The 16,384-nt window shown below is 59.4% G+C and carries 11 protein-coding genes; 3 read left to right on the top strand and 8 right to left on the bottom strand.

Annotated elements, in window-relative coordinates; genetic code table 11:
• Positions 1-125: 125 nt before the first annotated feature.
• The 5 genes from trhP to baeS all read right to left on the bottom strand — a co-directional run bounded on the left by trhP (position 126) and on the right by baeS (position 6,343).
• Entirely contained in the window at positions 126-1,457 is a 1,332-nt protein-coding gene (trhP, locus tag Q6A51_RS21140) for a prephenate-dependent tRNA uridine(34) hydroxylase TrhP (protein ID WP_304575662.1), read from the bottom strand.
• Positions 1,458-1,604: 147 nt separating this feature from the next.
• Entirely contained in the window at positions 1,605-2,783 is a 1,179-nt protein-coding gene (gene fliB, locus Q6A51_RS21135; protein WP_201020269.1) for a flagellin lysine-N-methylase, read from the bottom strand.
• Positions 2,784-2,915: 132 nt separating this feature from the next.
• The gene (kdsB, locus tag Q6A51_RS21130) at positions 2,916-4,202 is read right to left on the bottom strand and encodes a 3-deoxy-manno-octulosonate cytidylyltransferase (protein ID WP_201020268.1); all 1,287 of its coding nucleotides are present in this window, start codon (positions 4,200-4,202) and stop codon (positions 2,916-2,918) included.
• Between the two features lie 71 nt (positions 4,203-4,273).
• Positions 4,274-4,951, bottom strand: coding sequence for a response regulator (locus tag Q6A51_RS21125; RefSeq protein WP_201020267.1), 678 nt, complete (start codon positions 4,949-4,951; stop codon positions 4,274-4,276).
• Between the two features lie 3 nt (positions 4,952-4,954).
• Positions 4,955-6,343 (bottom strand): sensor histidine kinase efflux regulator BaeS, encoded by a 1,389-nt coding sequence (gene baeS, locus Q6A51_RS21120; protein ID WP_304575661.1) that lies wholly within the window; start codon positions 6,341-6,343, stop codon positions 4,955-4,957.
• Between the two features lie 151 nt (positions 6,344-6,494).
• Between baeS and Q6A51_RS21115 the strand changes: the two genes are divergently transcribed.
• From Q6A51_RS21115 to Q6A51_RS21105, 3 genes are read left to right on the top strand one after another with little or no spacing between them, the layout of a single operon-like run.
• Positions 6,495-7,670 carry an efflux RND transporter periplasmic adaptor subunit gene (locus Q6A51_RS21115; RefSeq protein WP_201020265.1) on the top strand — a complete coding sequence of 392 codons (1,176 nt, stop codon included), beginning with the start codon at positions 6,495-6,497 and terminating at the stop codon, positions 7,668-7,670.
• 2 nt (positions 7,671-7,672) lie between these two features.
• Positions 7,673-10,819, top strand: a complete 3,147-nt coding sequence (locus Q6A51_RS21110) for an efflux RND transporter permease subunit (protein WP_304575660.1) — start codon at positions 7,673-7,675, stop codon at positions 10,817-10,819.
• The gene (locus Q6A51_RS21105) at positions 10,816-12,213 is read left to right on the top strand and encodes an efflux transporter outer membrane subunit (protein ID WP_304575659.1); all 1,398 of its coding nucleotides are present in this window, start codon (positions 10,816-10,818) and stop codon (positions 12,211-12,213) included. The genes Q6A51_RS21110 and Q6A51_RS21105 overlap by 4 nt, the downstream gene beginning before the upstream one ends.
• Positions 12,214-12,440: 227 nt before the next feature.
• Here Q6A51_RS21105 and Q6A51_RS21100 read toward each other — a convergent pair whose 3' ends face one another.
• From Q6A51_RS21100 to Q6A51_RS21090, 3 genes are all read right to left on the bottom strand, one after another.
• Positions 12,441-14,801: a TonB-dependent siderophore receptor gene (locus tag Q6A51_RS21100; RefSeq protein WP_304575658.1), complete on the bottom strand. Its 2,361-nt coding sequence runs from the start codon at positions 14,799-14,801 to the stop codon at positions 12,441-12,443.
• Between the two features lie 103 nt (positions 14,802-14,904).
• Complete coding sequence (locus tag Q6A51_RS21095) at positions 14,905-15,837, bottom strand: FecR family protein (RefSeq protein WP_304575657.1); 933 nt, start codon at positions 15,835-15,837, stop codon at positions 14,905-14,907.
• Positions 15,834-16,364, bottom strand: a complete 531-nt coding sequence (locus tag Q6A51_RS21090; protein WP_201020260.1) for an RNA polymerase sigma factor — start codon at positions 16,362-16,364, stop codon at positions 15,834-15,836. The genes Q6A51_RS21095 and Q6A51_RS21090 overlap by 4 nt, the downstream gene beginning before the upstream one ends.
• Positions 16,365-16,384 lie beyond the last annotated feature (20 nt).

Below are 16,384 nucleotides of genomic sequence, written 5' to 3'. Positions count from 1 at the left end.
CGCGCAGCAAACAGGGGACGGTGGGAGCGGATTTATCCGCGAAAGCGGTATGACATCCGACAGAGATGAGTCGTTTGAAATGCCGCCTCGCGAATAAATTCGCTCCTGCTCCCTGGTCCGCAATCCTACCTGTTGGTGAATCTCACATCCCGCATCAACAACCCAAACCGCAAATCCACATCCTCAGGAATCGGCAGATATACCGTATGCCCGTCCCCCGGAGCCACTTCGATTGTCTCGCCCTTGGCACTCTGTAACTGATGCAGGTCAAAGTGGACGTTGCCTTTGGGCGTCATCAATTCCATATGGTCGCCGAGGCTGAAGCGGTTCTTGACCCGTACTTCGGCCAGTCCGTCGCGGCGTTCGCCGGTCAGTTCGCCGACGAACTGTTGTTGCTCCGAAACCGAGCTGCCGTTCTGGTAGTTCTGGTATTCGTCGTGGACATGACGGCGCAGGAAGCCTTCGGTGTAGCCGCGTTGGGCCAGGGATTCCAGATCGGTCATCAGGCTGCGGTCGAATTCGCGGCCGGCTACAGCGTCGTCGATTGCCCGGCGGTAGACCTGTGTAGTGCGGGCGCAATAGAAGTGGGATTTGGTCCGGCCTTCGATTTTCAATGAATGCACGCCCATGCGGGTCAGGCGCTCGACATGCTGTACGGCGCGCAGGTCCTTGGAGTTCATGATGTAGGTGCCGTGTTCGTCCTCGAAGGCGGGCATCAGTTCTTCCGGGCGATTGGCTTCCTGCAACAGGAACACCTGATCGGTCGGCGCGCCTGCGCCCAGGGTCGGCTCGGGTTCACAGGTTTGCACGATGTCGCCAAGCTGGTTCTCCGTGGCTTCTTGCGCGGAATATTTCCAGCGGCAGGCGTTGGTGCAACTGCCCTGGTTGGCGTCACGCTTGTTGATGTAGCCCGACAGCAGGCAGCGGCCGGAGTAGGCCATGCACAGCGCGCCGTGGACGAACACTTCCAGTTCCATGGCGGGAACCTGCTGGCGTATTTCGTCGATTTCTTCCAGGGACAGTTCGCGAGACAGGATGATCCGGCTCAGGCCTTGTTGTTGCCAGAACTCGACACTGGCCCAGTTCACGGTGTTGGCTTGCACCGACAGGTGAATCGGCATCTGCGGGAAGTGTTTGCGCACCAGCATGATCAGGCCGGGGTCGGACATGATCAGCGCGTCGGGAGCCATGGCGATTACGGGTTCAAGGTCTTTGAGGAAGGTCTTGAGCTTGGCGTTGTGCGGCGCGATGTTCACCACGACGTAGAAGCGCTTGCCTTGAGCCTGAGCCTCGCGAATGCCGAGTTCCAGGTTGGCGTGATCGAATTCGTTGTTGCGCACCCGCAAGCTGTAGCGCGGCTGGCCGGCATAGACTGCATCGGCGCCATAGGCAAACGCATAGCGCATGTTTTTCAGGGTGCCGGCGGGGGCGAGCAATTCCGGGGTAAAGGGTGTCATGGCGGTGTCGGTCGCAAAAAGTCGCGAACGGTAATCGCCTTGCCAGCAGGGTTTATTGATCTGGATCTATGAAACGCTCTGTACGGCATTCTCTGCTGCCTGAGCCCTGTTCAGGACAGGGCTCAGGAAGGGATGTGGCGGATACCGTCAGGCATCCACCTGCCTGATCAGAGTGTTCAGGTACGCCAGGCCTTTTTCGGTGATCGCATTGCGCAAGGTGCGCTCGGCGGCAGTCACTGCGTTATGGCTGGCAGCCCGGCAGAACCGGTAGACCAGATCCACGATCTGTTGCTTGTCCGGCGCCAGTTGGTTGTTCACATCACAATGAGCAATCAGCAGATTACGCAGGGTCAGGGTGCGGATGGCCAGGGTGGTTGCCCACTCGGTCAGGTTCAAGCCGTAATCCTGTCCGGCGCTGGTGTTGGAGATGAACGGGAAGCCGGTGCGGGTCATCTCGGCAGCAATGAAACGCTTCAGGATCAGATCAAGGCTGTGCTGCAGCTTTTCGGTGTACAGGTTCCGATACTCGGCCCGTAGCGTCCACTGCGCCTGTGCAGGCGTTTCGCCGGGCACAATGAGCGAAGAGGTGAGTAGCTGTTGGCGCAAGGAGGAGGGCGCACCCGGTGCATTCAGGACGTTGATCAGCACGATCAGCAATGGATCGGCAAGGATCGGCTCGCTGCCATCCTCCGCAAGCTTGCTGGTGTTGTCGGCCAGCAGCGGGATTTCCTCGATCCAGCGGGCGTGAGGCAGTTCCGACAGTTGCGCAGAAATGTCGTACAGACGCAGCAATACCTGACCAACCGGCAGTTTCTTCGACAGGGTGATTTGCAGCAGAGACTCCACCACCGAACGCCACTGGGCCTGATCGATACCCGGGAATTCCTGATTGGCGGCGGCGTAGAGATGATGGTCGTCCTGGGGACCTTCTTCGATCTTGAACGGCGATTCGCCAAACAGCCCGATACGGGCAACTTCGGGGCAGCTCATGGTTGCGGACTTCACCAACGAGTTATTGATGCGGCGATACATGCGAGGGTAGTTGGCACAGGTATCGGTGAGAACTTCTTCACCCTGCTGGGCATGGATCTGGCAACGTCCGCCTTGCAGCGCGCCGCACTGGCCACCGGCCTTGTCCATCTGGTAGCCCGAATCGTCCTTGACGATCAGATTCAAGAGCTCGGGAAACTCCCGGCTGTACAGCTCGTGGCTGCGATTGCTGACTGCAATGCGCCAGTTACCCTTGCAGCAGTTGTCTTCGCAGCGCTCGGCAATGCATGAAAACTCTTGTACGTATTTGAAAGCCCTGGCGGACTGAATGCCCATGAATTCTCTCCCGCAGTCTAAGGTTCGTTTGAACCTGAGTGGTCGATGTGCGGGAGTTGTTCCATGCAGAAGGGGAAATGGTGATGCGGGGGTAAAGGCTCCCGAGCCTTTTGGCGTCGGGAGCCTCCGGTTTTACTGGGCCATCCTGGCCATTACCGATGCATAACCGGTTGCTGAACCCAAGACGTCAGCCTTGCCCTGGGCGATCAGAATAGAATCGGAAACCTCCCGGAATGCCCCGGTGCCACCCGCGCGTTGCAGCACATGCGTGGCTTGCTGCTGCACATAGACCGGCGCATCGGCGACGGCGAACGACAGACCGCAAGCGGCAAAGGCCGGGAGGTCGATGGAATCATCACCGATACAGGCTGTTTGACGGGCGGTCACTCCGGCGGCGGCCATCAACTGCTCACAAGCGGCCTTTTTATCCTTGATGCCGAACTGGCACAGCTCTACGCCCAGGTCCGCCACGCGCTTGCGCAATGTCGCCGAGTCACGTCCTGACAAGACCGCCACTCGCACGCCGTTTTCTTCCAGCATGCGCATGCCCATGCCATCGCGAACGTGGAAGCGTTTCAGGCATTCGCCGGTTGCGTCATAGAAAATGCCGCCATCGGTCAGCACGCCGTCGACATCGGTGATCACCAGTCGAATATCGGCCAGTGCGGGCAGGCTTGGCAGTGAGCGGCCCTCGATCAGGGCGCGGACTTTTTCCAGGCATTCTGGGGTATCGACGCCAGGCCCGGTGGGCTCGACCACCCAGGCACGAATGCAGTAACCGGCAGTCAGCAGGCGCAGTTGCTCCAGTTTTTCGGCATGCTCGATCATTGGCTGAGACAAGCCGGAGTAGCTGGCCAGCACCTCGCGGCGATAGGCGTAGACCCCGACATGCTTGAGGTAAGTGGCCGTTTCAGCCTCGCGGGGGTAGGGAATCGGCGAGCGGCTGAAATACAGCGCATTGCCGTTGGCGGCCAGGACCACTTTGACGGTATTGGGGTTGCCTGCTTCGGCCGAGTCTATCGGATGGCAGAGCGTACCGACCTGCACGGACTGATCAGCGAGCATGCCGGTCACCAGCGTGGCGATATCCGCAGGCCTGACAAGTGGCTCATCGCCTTGCAGGTTGACATAGATATCGGCTTCGACCTGACTCATGACTTCGGCCAGGCGATCAGTGCCCGAAGGATGGTCGGGGGATGTCATCACACACGCCGCGCCAAAGCTGCGCGCCGCATCGGCCACACGCTGATCGTCGGTGGCAATCACTACCGTATCGGCAATGGCGGCTTCCAGAGCGCGCTCATACACATGCTGCACCATGGGTTTGCCTGCGATGTCGGCAAGCGGTTTACCGGGAAGGCGGGTGGAGGCGTATCTTGCCGGGATGACAATGGCGACACGTTGCGGATGGCTGGCCATGAAGGGTCCTTAAACGATTTCAGCGGTGCAGAGCGAAAAGCGGATCATACCAGCGACAGACCCTGCGCGAGTCAAAGTTCCAGCTTGTAGCCCACGCCATAGAGCGACTGGATGGGATCTTCCTGCGGGCAGGCCTGCGCAAGTTTGCGCCGCAGGTTGCGGATATGGCTGTCTACGGTGCGGTCGGTGACCACGCGATGATCCGAATAAAGCTTGTCCAGGAGTTGGTCACGGGAGAACACGCGGCCTGGCGAGCGGGCGAGGGTATTGAGCAGGCGCAGCTCAACCGGAGTCAGGTCCAGCGCCACGCCATCGAACGAGGCGCGATACAGTTCCTCATCGATCAGCAACCTTGGCTGAGCCTCCAGCAACGCAAGCTGTGGGCTACGGCGCAGGATGGCCTTGACCCTGGCCACCATTTCACGCGGGCTGAACGGTTTGCAGATGTAATCGTCGGCCCCCAGGTCCAGACCGAGCAGGCGATCCACTTCCTCGACCCTGGCCGTGATCATGACAATCGGCACTGTGCTGAAGCTGCGCAGTTCCTGGCACACTTGCAAGCCATCGCGACCCGGTAGCATCAGGTCCAGCAGAATCAGCCTCGGTTCACAGGTGCGTACCGCTGGCACCACTTCAAGACCATTGGCCAGGCATTGGGTCGGATAACCTGCTGCGTTCAGGTAATCGCGCATCAGTGCAGACAGTTTGGGTTCATCTTCGACGATGAGGATTGGCGCGTCATTGGCCATGGGTCAGATACTCCGTGGCAGGCGAAGGGTCAGCCAGAGACCGCCCAGGGGTGAGTGATCTGCCGTCAGGCTGCCGCCGTGTGCCAGCGCGATACTGTGACAGATGGCCAGCCCGAGACCTGCGCCGCCACTGGCCCGGTTGCGTGAAGCCTCGCCACGGTAGAAGCGCTCGAACAGACGCGGCAGTTGTTCGGCCTCGATACCGGGGCCTGAGTCGAGAAAGTCGATCCGCAGTTCATCTCCCTCAATGGCCGCCTGAATTCGCAGGACGCCGCCTTCGTCGGTATAGCGCACAGCGTTTTCCAGCAGGTTGTTGAACAGTTGTTGCAAGCGTTTGGCGTCGGCCTGCAAGGGTAGTGGCTGTGCGGGAAGCTCCAGTTCCAGGCTCAGCTTCCGGGCTGCGCAACGCTCATGGAACATGGCGGCGCTGCTTTCCAGCAGTTCATTGAGTTCGCAATCGGTCTTGCGATAGGTCAGGGCACCTACATCGGCCAGTGACAGTTCGTAAAGATCATCCACCAGTTTGCTGAGCATGCCGACCTCGCCCTGCAATGACTTCATGGATGCCTGATCGAGGGTGCGTACACCGTCTTCGATAGCTTCCAGCTCTCCGCGCAGTACCGACAGCGGCGTGCGCAGCTCGTGGGAAACGTCGGCCATGAAATCCCGGCGCATGCGTTCGTTGCGCTCCAGGGTGTAGGCCAACTGGTTGAAGTCGCGGGCCAGTTGCCCGACTTCGTCGTTGGAGGACACAACCACCCGGCTGCTGTACTCGCCAGCGGCCAGTCGATGCGTAGCCGCCGCCACGCGCTTGACCGGGTCAAGCAGGGTTCGGGCGATCCACCAGGCAATCAGCATGGCTAGCACCAGTGACAGCACGCCCATGCCCAGGCTGGCGCGCAGCTGGTATTGCTGAAAGCGTTCGCCACCGGCTTCACTGACGCTCTGGAAAGGTGTGATGGCCAGCCAGCCGACGGTTTTGCCATCCACTTCGATGGGGCGCATATAGTCATCGTCATTCAAGCCCGAATATCCCATCACCTGGCGCTTGTGCTCATCCAGCAACGCCAGACGAAGCACTGCGCCTGTCAGGTCTGAAGTCTGCATGGTCCTGGGGGCGGTGGTCATGCGTTCTTCTTCATCATGGTCGGGACGCATGATTTCAAACCAGCGATCCCTGTTGTGGCGCAGAAACTCCCAGTTACCTTCGTGGGCATAAGCGGCAGCAAGCTTTGGCAGGATCGGCGTCATCCGCTGCATGCCCTGTTCATTGAGATAGCCCAGAAAGCCACGACCAAAGCTCCAGTTCGCAGTCAGACCCATGCTCAGGATGACAAACAGCACGCCGGTCAGGACCGCAATGAAGAGTTTGGTGGAGATACTCAATTTCATGGGGTTTGCACATTTATGTCGATGAAGAGGCCGCTCATTTAGGCCCGCTGGCGGCGAAGATTCAAGCGGCGAGGGCAATCTTCAATTTTCCTGCACATTTGCCTCACAACATGGCGACAGGCCCAAGCCACAACGTCTTGTAGAGGCATTTATGTCGATCAAAATCTTCGCCAAATATCTGGTGACTGCCACATTCGTTCTTTATGTCGCTCTTTTAAGCCTGTTGAGCGGTTGTTCGCCGCAGGCGCCTGCGCCTGTCGCGGTATTGCCCAAGGTTTCAGTGATCAGCGTTCAACCACAGAGTCAGGTGCTGACCAGCGAACTGGCCGGGCGTACGCAGGCCTTCATGGTGGCAGAGATCAGGCCGCAGGTTGGCGGTATCGTGCAGCAACGACTGTTTACCGAAGGCGCTGAAGTCAAGGCCGGGGAGGCTCTGTACCAGCTTGATGGCGCTACCTACAGAGCGGCGCTGGCTGAAGCCCAGGCAACATTGGCCAAAGCCCGTGCGACCCTTAAGTCGGCGCAGGCCACGGCCAAGCGTAATGTCCAGTTGGCAAGGATCGATGCCATCAGCCAGCAGGATAACGAAGATGCTCAGGCCAGCCTGCTCAGCGCTGAGGCCGAGTTGCAGGTTGCGCAGGCCGGTGTAGAAACCGCGCGTATCAATCTTGCCTACACCCGTATCACTTCGCCGATCAGCGGGCGCATCGAAACATCCACCGTGACACCCGGCGCTTTGGTCGTGGCCAATCAGGACGCGGCGTTGACGACTGTGCAGCAACTGGACCCGATCTATGTCGATGTCACGCAATCCACCACGGAGTTGCTGCGTCTCAAGCGCGATCTGGCCAGCGGCGTGCTGCAAGCCAACAGCGATGGCGCAGTGAACATCAGCCTCAAGCTTGAAGATGGCAGCATTTATCCCGGGGAAGGTCGTTTGCAGTTCAGTGGCGTCAGCGTCAATGAAGGAACCGGCACTGTGACCCTGCGTGCCCGGTTCGCCAATCCAGATCGACTGTTGTTGCCTGGCATGTATGTGCGGGCCGTGCTTGAACAGGCTCGGGACAACAAGGCGATTCTGGTTCCGCAGCAGGCCGTGAGTCGTAGCGCCAGTGGCGTGACTACCGTGCTGGTAGTGGTCAATGGCAAGGTCGAGCAGCGAGTGCTGACGATTGACCGGGCGGTGGGCAATCAATGGTGGGTGACCTCCGGCCTGACGGCGGGTGATCAGGTGATTGTCGAAGGCGGGCAGAAGGTGCGGGTTGGTGCCGAAGTAGTGGCTACCAGCAAGCAAGTGTCGCTCGCCACTGTTGCGAAGGAGGGCTGAACATGGCGCGCTTCTTTATCGACAGGCCGATCTTTGCCTGGGTCATCGCCATCTGCATCATGCTCGGCGGCGCTTTATCCATCAGCCAGTTGCCGCTGGAGCAATACCCGGACATCGCCCCGCCGACCGTGCGAATCTCGGCCACTTACACCGGCGCATCAGCCAAGACGGTTGAAGACTCGGTGACTCAGGTTATCGAGCAGCAGATGAAAGGGCTGGATAACCTGACCTACATGTCGGCCTCCAGCAGCTCGGCGGGCAGCGCCAGTATCAACCTGACTTTCGCCGCTGGTACTGACCCGGATGTGGCACAGATGCAGGTGCAGAACAAACTGCAACAGGCCGAATCGCGATTGCCTCAGTCGGTGCAGAGCGAAGGCCTGACGGTGACCAAGGGCGGCTCGGACTTTCTGATGATTGCAGCCCTGGCCTCCGATAACGAAAGCGTTACCGGCACCCAGATCGGCGATTACATCTCCAGCACCTTGCTCGACCAGATCAGCCGTGTCGATGGTGTGGGCGATGTTCAGACCATGGGGTCGGGTTATGCCATGCGGATCTGGCTGGATCCGGGCAAACTGGAAAAATATGCCTTGATGCCCTCCGATATCAGCAGCGCTCTGGAGGCACAGAATACTGAGGTTTCCGCCGGACAGTTGGGTGCCTTGCCCGCCGTGGCAGGTCAGCAGTTGAACGCCACTATCACCGCTCGTAGCAAACTGCAGACGCCTGAAGAGTTTCGCAATGTGGTGGTCAAGTCTTCCAGCGACGGGGCCGTGGTGTTGCTGGGCGATGTGGCGCGGGTCGAGTTGGGCAGCGAAAGTTATGACGTGACCTCAGCGCTCAACGGCAAGCCGGCTGCGGCCATGGGCGTGCAACTGGCGGCCGGTGCCAATGCCTTGAGCGTCGGGGAAGCCGTGAAGGCCAAGCTCAAGGAGCTGGAGCCGTTCTACCCCACGCAAATGCAGTTGAAAAACGTGATTGTCTACGACACCACGCCTTTCGTGAGCCTGTCCATCGAGGAGGTCGTCAAATCCCTGGGCGAGGCCATCGTTCTGGTGGTGCTCATCATGTTCCTGTTTCTGCAGAACCTGCGAGCCACGCTGATTCCGGCAATCACGGTGCCGGTGGTACTGCTGGGGACTTTTGGCGTACTGGCGATGTTCGGTTACTCGATCAACACCCTGACCATGTTTGCCATGGTGCTGGCCATCGGTTTGCTGGTGGACGATGCCATTGTGGTGGTGGAGAACGTCGAGCGGGTCATGGGTGAGCAGAAGCTGTCTGCCCTTGAGGCTACCCGGCAGTCCATGAATGAAATCACCAGTGCTTTGATCGGTATCGCTCTGGTGTTGAGCGCTGTTTTCATACCCATGGCGTTTTTTGGCGGCTCCACGGGGATCATCTACCGGCAGTTTTCGGTGACCATCGTTTCTGCCATGTTGCTCTCCGTGCTGGTGGCCATGACCCTGACGCCAGCCTTGTGCGCCACTTTGCTCAAGCCGTCCGATGCTCAGGGCCATACCCCGCGTGGCGGTTTCTTTGGCTGGTTCAACCGGACCTTCGAGCGCGGTGCCGACGATTACCAGCATCTTGTGGGCGGCATGCTGAAGCGTGGGCGTCGCAGTCTGTTGGTGTATGCACTGATATTGCTGGCCATGGCCGCCGGTTATGCCAGCCTGCCTACCTCGTTTCTGCCGGATGAAGACCAAGGCATGCTCATGGCTCAGGTCCAGTTGCCGGTGGGCGCTACCGACAGCCGTACCCAGGCGGTGATGAGGCAATACGAGAGTTACATGCTTGAACAGCCGGAAGTCGAGTCCCTGATCACCATCACGGGGATGGGTATGGGCGGCAATAGCCAGAACACCGGCAGGTCCTTTATCAAACTCAGGGACTGGAGCCAGCGTCTTGGGAAAGGGCAGGATGCGGCCTCCATAGCCCAGCGGGCGACTCTTGCGTTGTCGAGCATTGGCGATGCGTCTGTATTCGTCATGCAGCCCCCGGCGGTTCGGGGCCTGGGGCAAAGTTCGGGGTTCGATTTACAACTCAAGGACCTTGGCGGGCTGGGGCATGAGGCGCTGGTCGCGGCTCGTGAGCAGTTCATCGAACTGGCCAGGAAGGATCCTCGGTTATTGGGCGTACGCAGTAACGGCCTGGATGACACGCCTCAGTTGAAAGTCAGCATCGATGATCGCAAGGCAGGAGCCTTGGGCCTGAGTACCAGCGATATCAATTCCACCCTGTCTACCGCACTGGGCGGCACTTACGTCAATGACTTCCTCAATCAAGGGCGGGTCAAGAAAGTCTACGTTCAGGGCGAAGCCTCATCCCGTATGCAGGCGGCGGATCTGGATCATTGGTACGTGCGCAACAGCAACGATGAAATGGTGCCGTTTTCTTCTTTCGCCAGTAGCGCCTGGAGCTACGGTTCGCCCTTGCTGGAACGCTACAACGGCAATTCGTCGCTGGAAGTGGTGGGTGATCCTGCGCCAGGCGTGAGTTCCGGCGATGCCATGGCGGCTGTTGAGGCGATCATCAAGCAATTGCCTAAAGGCATCGGCTATGAGTGGACCGGCCAGTCTTATCAGTTGCGACTGTCCGGCTCTCAGGCTCCGCTGCTCTACGGGATTTCGGTGCTGTTCGTGTTCCTTTGTCTGGCGGCGTTGTATGAAAGCTGGTCTGTACCTTTCTCGGTAATGCTGGTCGTGCCGCTGGGTGTGGTCGGTGCAGTGCTGGCGACCCGCTTCAGTGGTTTGAGCAATGACGTGTACTTTCAGGTGGGATTGCTGACGACGGTTGGGCTGGCGGCCAAGAACGCCATTCTGATCGTCGAATTCGCCAAGCACCTTCAGGAGCATGGCAAGAGCCTGCAGGACGCGATTCTGATTGCGGCGCGTCAACGTCTCAGGCCGATTCTGATGACTTCCCTGGCGTTCATGTTTGGCGTATTGCCACTGGCGTTGAGTTCCGGTGCAGGTTCTGCGGGGCGTCAGGCCATCGGGACGGGCGTATTGGGCGGCATGCTCAGCGCCACCGTATTGGGAATCTTCTTCGTGCCGCTGTTCTTCGTTCTGGTTCGTCGGAGTTTTGCCAGCCGTTCTTGGGCCTCGACCTCCACTCAAACAGTCTCCGCAGGTGACGCATGATCAAGTTGCATTGGCTTTTGCCAGCCGCTCTGGCGCTGCTCGGCGGTTGTATCAATCTGGCACCCGAGTATCAGCGCCCCGAGGCCCCGGTCGCCGAGCAATGGTTGCCGCTGAAAGCTGCCGATTCAGGCACGACGGCCGCTTCTGTCGAGTGGCAGACATTCTTCACCGATAGCCGTCTGGTGAAGTTGCAGGCATTGGCCCTGGCCAATAACCGCGATCTGCGTCTGGCCAGCCTGAACATCGAAAAGGCTCAGGCTCAGTACCGTATCCAGCGGGCGGCGAGCCTGCCGACCCTCAGTGCTGGCGTCAGCGGTACCCAAAGCCGTACGCCGGGTGCCATGTCCAGCAGCGGCACAGCCACGACCAGTCATGAATACAGCGCACAGGTGGGCATGACCAGTTATGAGCTGGATGTTTTCGGACGGATACAGAATCTTCAGGACGAAGCGCTGGAGGATTATCTGGCGCTGACCGAAACCCGGCGCAGTACCCAGATCAGCCTGGTGGCCGAAGTGGCGACAGCCTGGCTGACTCTGGCGGCGGATAACCAGCTCTTGCAACTGGCTCGGGAAACGCTTGCCAGCCAGCAGCAGACTTATGAACTGACTCAACGCAGTCATGCGTTGGGCGGGTCTTCCGGTCTGTCTTTGGCGCAGGCCCAGACCACGGTGGAGTCGGCGCGGGGTGATGTGGCGGTCTATGCCAGCCAGATTCTTCAAGATCAGAACGCGCTGCGCTTGCTGGTGGGGAGTGATATTCCTGATGACATGCTGCCGGGCACTGATCTGCAATCGGCTGCGCAACTGGTTCAGGTGCCGGATGAGTTGCCATCCAGCCTGTTGCAGCGTCGGCCTGATGTGCTGGCTGCCGAACACAGCCTCAAGTCGGCCAGTATCGATATCGGTGCAGCACGTGCGGCATTCTTCCCGACAATCAGTCTGACGGCCAATGCCGGTTCTGCCAGTTCAAGCCTCTCCAGCCTGTTCAAGGCCGGTAGCGGTGCCTGGACTTTTGCCCCGAGCATCAGCGTGCCGATCTTCGATGCCGGCGCCAACCGCGCAACGCTGGATGCCGCCAGGGTCGAGCGTGAAATTCAGGTCCAGACCTATAAGCAGACCATTCAGAGTGCCTTCAGGGAAGTGGCCGATGCTTTGGCGGTTCGCAGCACGCTGGATGAGCGGCTTGCGGCGCAGCAGGCCTTGACCGATGCCAGTCGCAAAAGCTTCGAGCTGGCCGATGCTCTCTATCGTGGCGGTTCGCAGAGCTACCTCGAAGCACTGACCGCACAGCGGTCGCTGTATAGCGCCCAACAGGATTTGATCAGTTTGCGACTGGCCGAGCAAAGCAACAGAGTTACCTTGTATAAGGTGATGGGCGGAGGGTGGAACTGAATCTCGCGAATGCATCCGTACCTGGGAGTAATGCAGATCAGTTAAGGCACAAACAACACTTGTGGGAGGCAGCTTGCTGGCGAAAAAGGCCTGAAACTGGCAGATATTCTGCGTCGTACGCTGAAGTCGCCAGCAAGCTGCCTCCCACAAAGTGATTCATTGACCTTAACTGATCGGCATTAATCTGTAGGAACGAACTCATTCACTAAATGCAGAGATATGTCGCCCTAGAACCTGGCACTCAAGGTCGCGACCACCGATGCCGGTGCTCCAGCATAGTTACCATCGGTACTGGCAACGGTTTCGATGTACTTGCGGTCGGTCAGGTTGCGGCCATTGAGCGATACCCGGATGTTCTCATCGATGTCGTAAAACAGGCTGGCGTCGATCCGGGCATAGCCGCCCACGTCATAGGTGTTGTCGATATTGCCCTCGCGCTCGCCGACGGCAACCACTCCGGCACCGAAGCCCAATCCTCTCAGCGCACCTTCCTGCAACTGGTAACTGGACCACAGCGAACCACTCAGGGTCGGCACGCCTTCAAGCTTGTTGCCGACCTGGATGGTGGTGTCCTTGGTCACTTCAGCGTTCAGCGCGCTGATATTGCCGATGATCTCCCAGCCTTCCAGCGGTGTACCGCTGACGTCCAGTTCGACACCGCGCACACGTTGCTCGCCGGTCTGTACCGAATAGTTATCGTCTTCGGGATCTGTCGCGGCAACGTTCTGGCGGGTGATCTCGAAGGCGGACAAGGTGGCGCTCAGGCGATCCGGGATCAGATCGAATTTTGCTCCGACTTCATACTGAACGCCTTCCTCCGGGTCCAGAGGCTTGCTGTTGCGCTGGATGTCGCTCTGCGGTGTGAATGAGGTGCTGTAACTGGCGTAGAGCGCAAGCCAGTTGGTTGGCTGGTAAACCAGGCCGATACGTGGCGAGACTTTGTTGGGATCAATGTCGGTAGGAGGAGTGTTATCGGCACTGATAGTGCTGTTCTTCTGCTGCGTCTCATCGTAGCGGGCGCCGAGGATCAGCTTCCACTGTTCACTCAGGTCGATCTGGTCCTGCAGGTAAAAGCTGTAGGCGGTCAGGTCGAAACTGGCCTTTTCATTGAATGCAAAAGGACCGGGTGTAGCGCCGTAGACCGGATTGAAAATATCGATGGAGGTCAGCGTGGCGCGATCACTGCGGCTGCGGCGCTTGCCGTCGATGTATTCAAAACCGGCAAGCACTGTATGGTTCAGGCCGCCTGTGGCGAACCGGGCAATGGCTTCGAATTGCATGTCCAGGGTCTTGATGCGTTCTTCTCCGTCAGTGGCGCGACGGGCAAGGGTGCGGCCATCCGAACCGAGGGTTCGCAGGTCGACGACGTAACGGTCCTTGTGCGACTGATCCCAGCGGGTCATCTGGCGCAGGGTCAGCCAGTCATTGACGTCATGCTCGGCGCGGTACCAGAGCGCAAACTTGTTGGCCTTGTCACGTGCCCAGGGTTCGCCCAGATAGCGGTCGGCACTCATGTTGATCTTGCCGTTGACCGGGATCAGGCCGCGGTCGAACGGGCTGGTCTGGTCGATATATTCCATGCCGCCATCGACCCGCGTGGTTTCGGTGGGCTCCCAGCGCAGGGTCGGAGCAAGGTAGGTGCGTTTGCTGTCACGGAACGTGTCACGAAAGCCTCGCTCGGTCTGCGTGGCGACTGTCATGCGCCCGGCAAGGGTCCTGGCTTCGTCCAGCGGGCCACTGGCATTGGCTTCAAGGCGGTAGAAATCGTAGGAACCTGCCTGGAGTTTGACCTGCGCTTCGGGCGTGAACTCAGGCTTGCGGGTGACCAGATTGATCAGGCCACCGGGATTGCCTCGGCCATAGAGCACTGACGCCGGTCCCTTGAGTACTTCGGCGCGCTCGACATTGGCCAGGTCCCGCAAGGCTTCGGGTCGCGATGCCAGCGGGTTGATCAACATCCCGTCCACCGCATAGCTGGTAGCTTTGAAGCCGCGGATCACAAAGCTTTCGGACGAGCCGCCATGTGAGTTGCCGCGTTGCACACTGCTGACATTGGTCAGGGCATCGGCGAGTTTATTGGCTTGTTGATCCTCCATCACCTTGCGCGACACGACCTGGATCGACTGCGCAATATCGCGCAGGGCGGTGTCGGTCTTGCTGCCGGTCGCGCTGCGGGTGGCCCGATAGCCCTGCACCGGGCCGTCGGCCTGTTCTGTGAATGTGCTGGAAGTAATGAGAGAGGGCGCCAGATCAAGCGAGCCGCTGGCAGGCTGGGGGAACAGCAACAGTATGCGATCGTCGGTCAGTGACCAGCTCAAGCCCGATTCCTTGAGCAACCGGGCCAAGGCTTCGCGCTCACTGAGTTGCCCGCTGATCGCCGGGGCCATCTTGCCTTGGGCCAGGGCAGCATCGAAACTCAGTTGCAGGTTGTTCTGTCGGGCAAACTGGGCCAGTGCCGAAGCCAGTGGTTGCGCGGCGATGCTGTAGCTTGCCGTGCGCAGGCTCTGCGGCGTTTCGTTGGCCAGAACGTTGTCCATCGGCAGCATGATGGCCAGAGCCAGAGTCGGCAATGCAGGGAAGCGCGGCATCGATAAGATCCTTTATACGTCTTGATTGCATTTGAGATAAATTCTCAAGATGATCATGAAAGACGTAGGACGCCGGGATTTTTTCCATCTTCCGGATAAAAAATCAGAAATTTCCCATCACATGCACCCACGGCGATACTTGCCGGGTTTCAACTGCCAGTGATTGCGCCAGGGCTTTGAGGGCTCGATCCGGGTTGTTCAGATCGAATACGCCAGTGATGCGCCGCTGTTTCAGTGCCGGGTCTGCAATCACTATCCAGCCGCTGGTGTAGCGTTGCAGCCGGTCGGTGATTTCGGCCACGGTCTGGTTTTCGACGAAGAGCGAACCACTGCGCCATGACGCAACTTCTGCAGGATTGAAGCGCGAACGCTCGACCTTGCCGGACGGCCAGCTGAATCTCAGGCGCTGGCCTGGCATCAGGCGCTCGCTGAGTGGCGGCTGGGTGTTTTCTGCCTGTACCTGGCCATGTTCCAGAGCGACTTCGGCGTGGTGCTCCTGAAGGTCCAGATCGAAGGCCGTGCCCAATACCCGCACCGAGAGCTGCCCGGCCTGAGCAATGAACGGATGTTGCGGATCGGGGGCGACCTGGAAGTAGGCCTGGCCTTGCAGCAACTCCACCTTCCGGGCATCGCCGCCGACCAGACTCAATGCACTTTGCGGGCTGAGGGTGATAGTGGAGCCGTCCGCCAACTGGACAGTACGGGTTTCTCCAACGCCAGTGTGGTAATCGGCGCGCAAGGTGAGGTTGGCTTGTGGTGCAACCAGCACCGCGACTGCCGCGATCCCGGCAGCCAGCGCCAGACGTGTCCAGAGGCGATGGCTTTTGGGCTTCGGTTTGGAGCGGGGCGCTGGATGATTGGGCGCAACGGGCAAATCACCCAGCGCCCCCCAGAGTTTTTCCATCTTGAGCCAGGCCGCTCGGTGTTCAGGGCTGGCCTGCAACCACTGCTCGAACGCTTCACGCGCCTCCGGTTCTTCCTGCAGGCGTATCTGCCAGTCACCAGCCTGTTCCAGTGCATCGTCCTTGCGGCTCACAGGGATGCACCCTCGCCATCATCCGGGTTGTCCACTTCACGGGCCAGACGCACCAGCGCATCGCGCAGCAGGCGATGGGCCGTGGTCAGAGAAACGTTCAGATGCTCGGCGATTTCTGCCAGGGTGCAGCCGCCGAAGCGATGCATTTCAAGCGCACGACGGCTGTTTTCGGGCATTGCTTCAAGGGCGCGGGAAAGACGTTCCAGCGTCATGTTGTGCTGGCATAACTCGGCTGGATCACTGATATGCGCTGGTAACAGCCAGGCGGGAGGGGAGACTTGATGCGCCTGCTCCCGGCTACGACTGCGTATGAGGTCTAGCGCCAGATTGCGCACGATCCGATACAGATACGCTGCCGGTTGCTCGATAGCCGTCTTGGCGCTGGCTTGCTGTGGAATGAAACGAATCCAGGCTTCCTGGACAATGTCTTCAGCCTGCATGCGATCACCGGTGATCTTTGCCGCGTAGCTGACGAGTTCCTGGCGAATCCCCAGAAACGTGTACAGATGCCCGGATGAATCGGTCATTGCAGTGATCCCGAACATGA

This window comes from Pseudomonas serbiensis (genome assembly GCF_030580745.1).
Classification (GTDB): domain Bacteria; phylum Pseudomonadota; class Gammaproteobacteria; order Pseudomonadales; family Pseudomonadaceae; genus Aquipseudomonas; species Aquipseudomonas serbiensis.
The sequence above is the reverse complement of the archived record's forward strand: the minus strand, read 5'-3'. Positions and strand labels throughout refer to the sequence as shown.

What these genes read in the sequence shown, in the direction of transcription:
- Q6A51_RS21090 (WP_201020260.1), bottom strand. Translation starts at nt 16,364, where the DNA reads ATGACCGATTCATCCGGGCATCTGTACACGTTTCTGGGGATTCGCCAG.
- trhP (WP_304575662.1), bottom strand. Translation starts at nt 1,457, where the DNA reads ATGACACCCTTTACCCCGGAATTGCTCGCCCCCGCCGGCACCCTGAAA.
- Q6A51_RS21125 (WP_201020267.1), bottom strand. Translation starts at nt 4,951, where the DNA reads ATGGCCAATGACGCGCCAATCCTCATCGTCGAAGATGAACCCAAACTG.
- baeS (WP_304575661.1), bottom strand. Translation starts at nt 6,343, where the DNA reads ATGAAATTGAGTATCTCCACCAAACTCTTCATTGCGGTCCTGACCGGC.
- Q6A51_RS21105 (WP_304575659.1), top strand. Translation starts at nt 10,816, where the DNA reads ATGATCAAGTTGCATTGGCTTTTGCCAGCCGCTCTGGCGCTGCTCGGC.
- Q6A51_RS21115 (WP_201020265.1), top strand. Translation starts at nt 6,495, where the DNA reads ATGTCGATCAAAATCTTCGCCAAATATCTGGTGACTGCCACATTCGTT.
- Q6A51_RS21100 (WP_304575658.1), bottom strand. Translation starts at nt 14,801, where the DNA reads ATGCCGCGCTTCCCTGCATTGCCGACTCTGGCTCTGGCCATCATGCTG.
- kdsB (WP_201020268.1), bottom strand. Translation starts at nt 4,202, where the DNA reads ATGGCCAGCCATCCGCAACGTGTCGCCATTGTCATCCCGGCAAGATAC.
- fliB (WP_201020269.1), bottom strand. Translation starts at nt 2,783, where the DNA reads ATGGGCATTCAGTCCGCCAGGGCTTTCAAATACGTACAAGAGTTTTCA.
- Q6A51_RS21110 (WP_304575660.1), top strand. Translation starts at nt 7,673, where the DNA reads ATGGCGCGCTTCTTTATCGACAGGCCGATCTTTGCCTGGGTCATCGCC.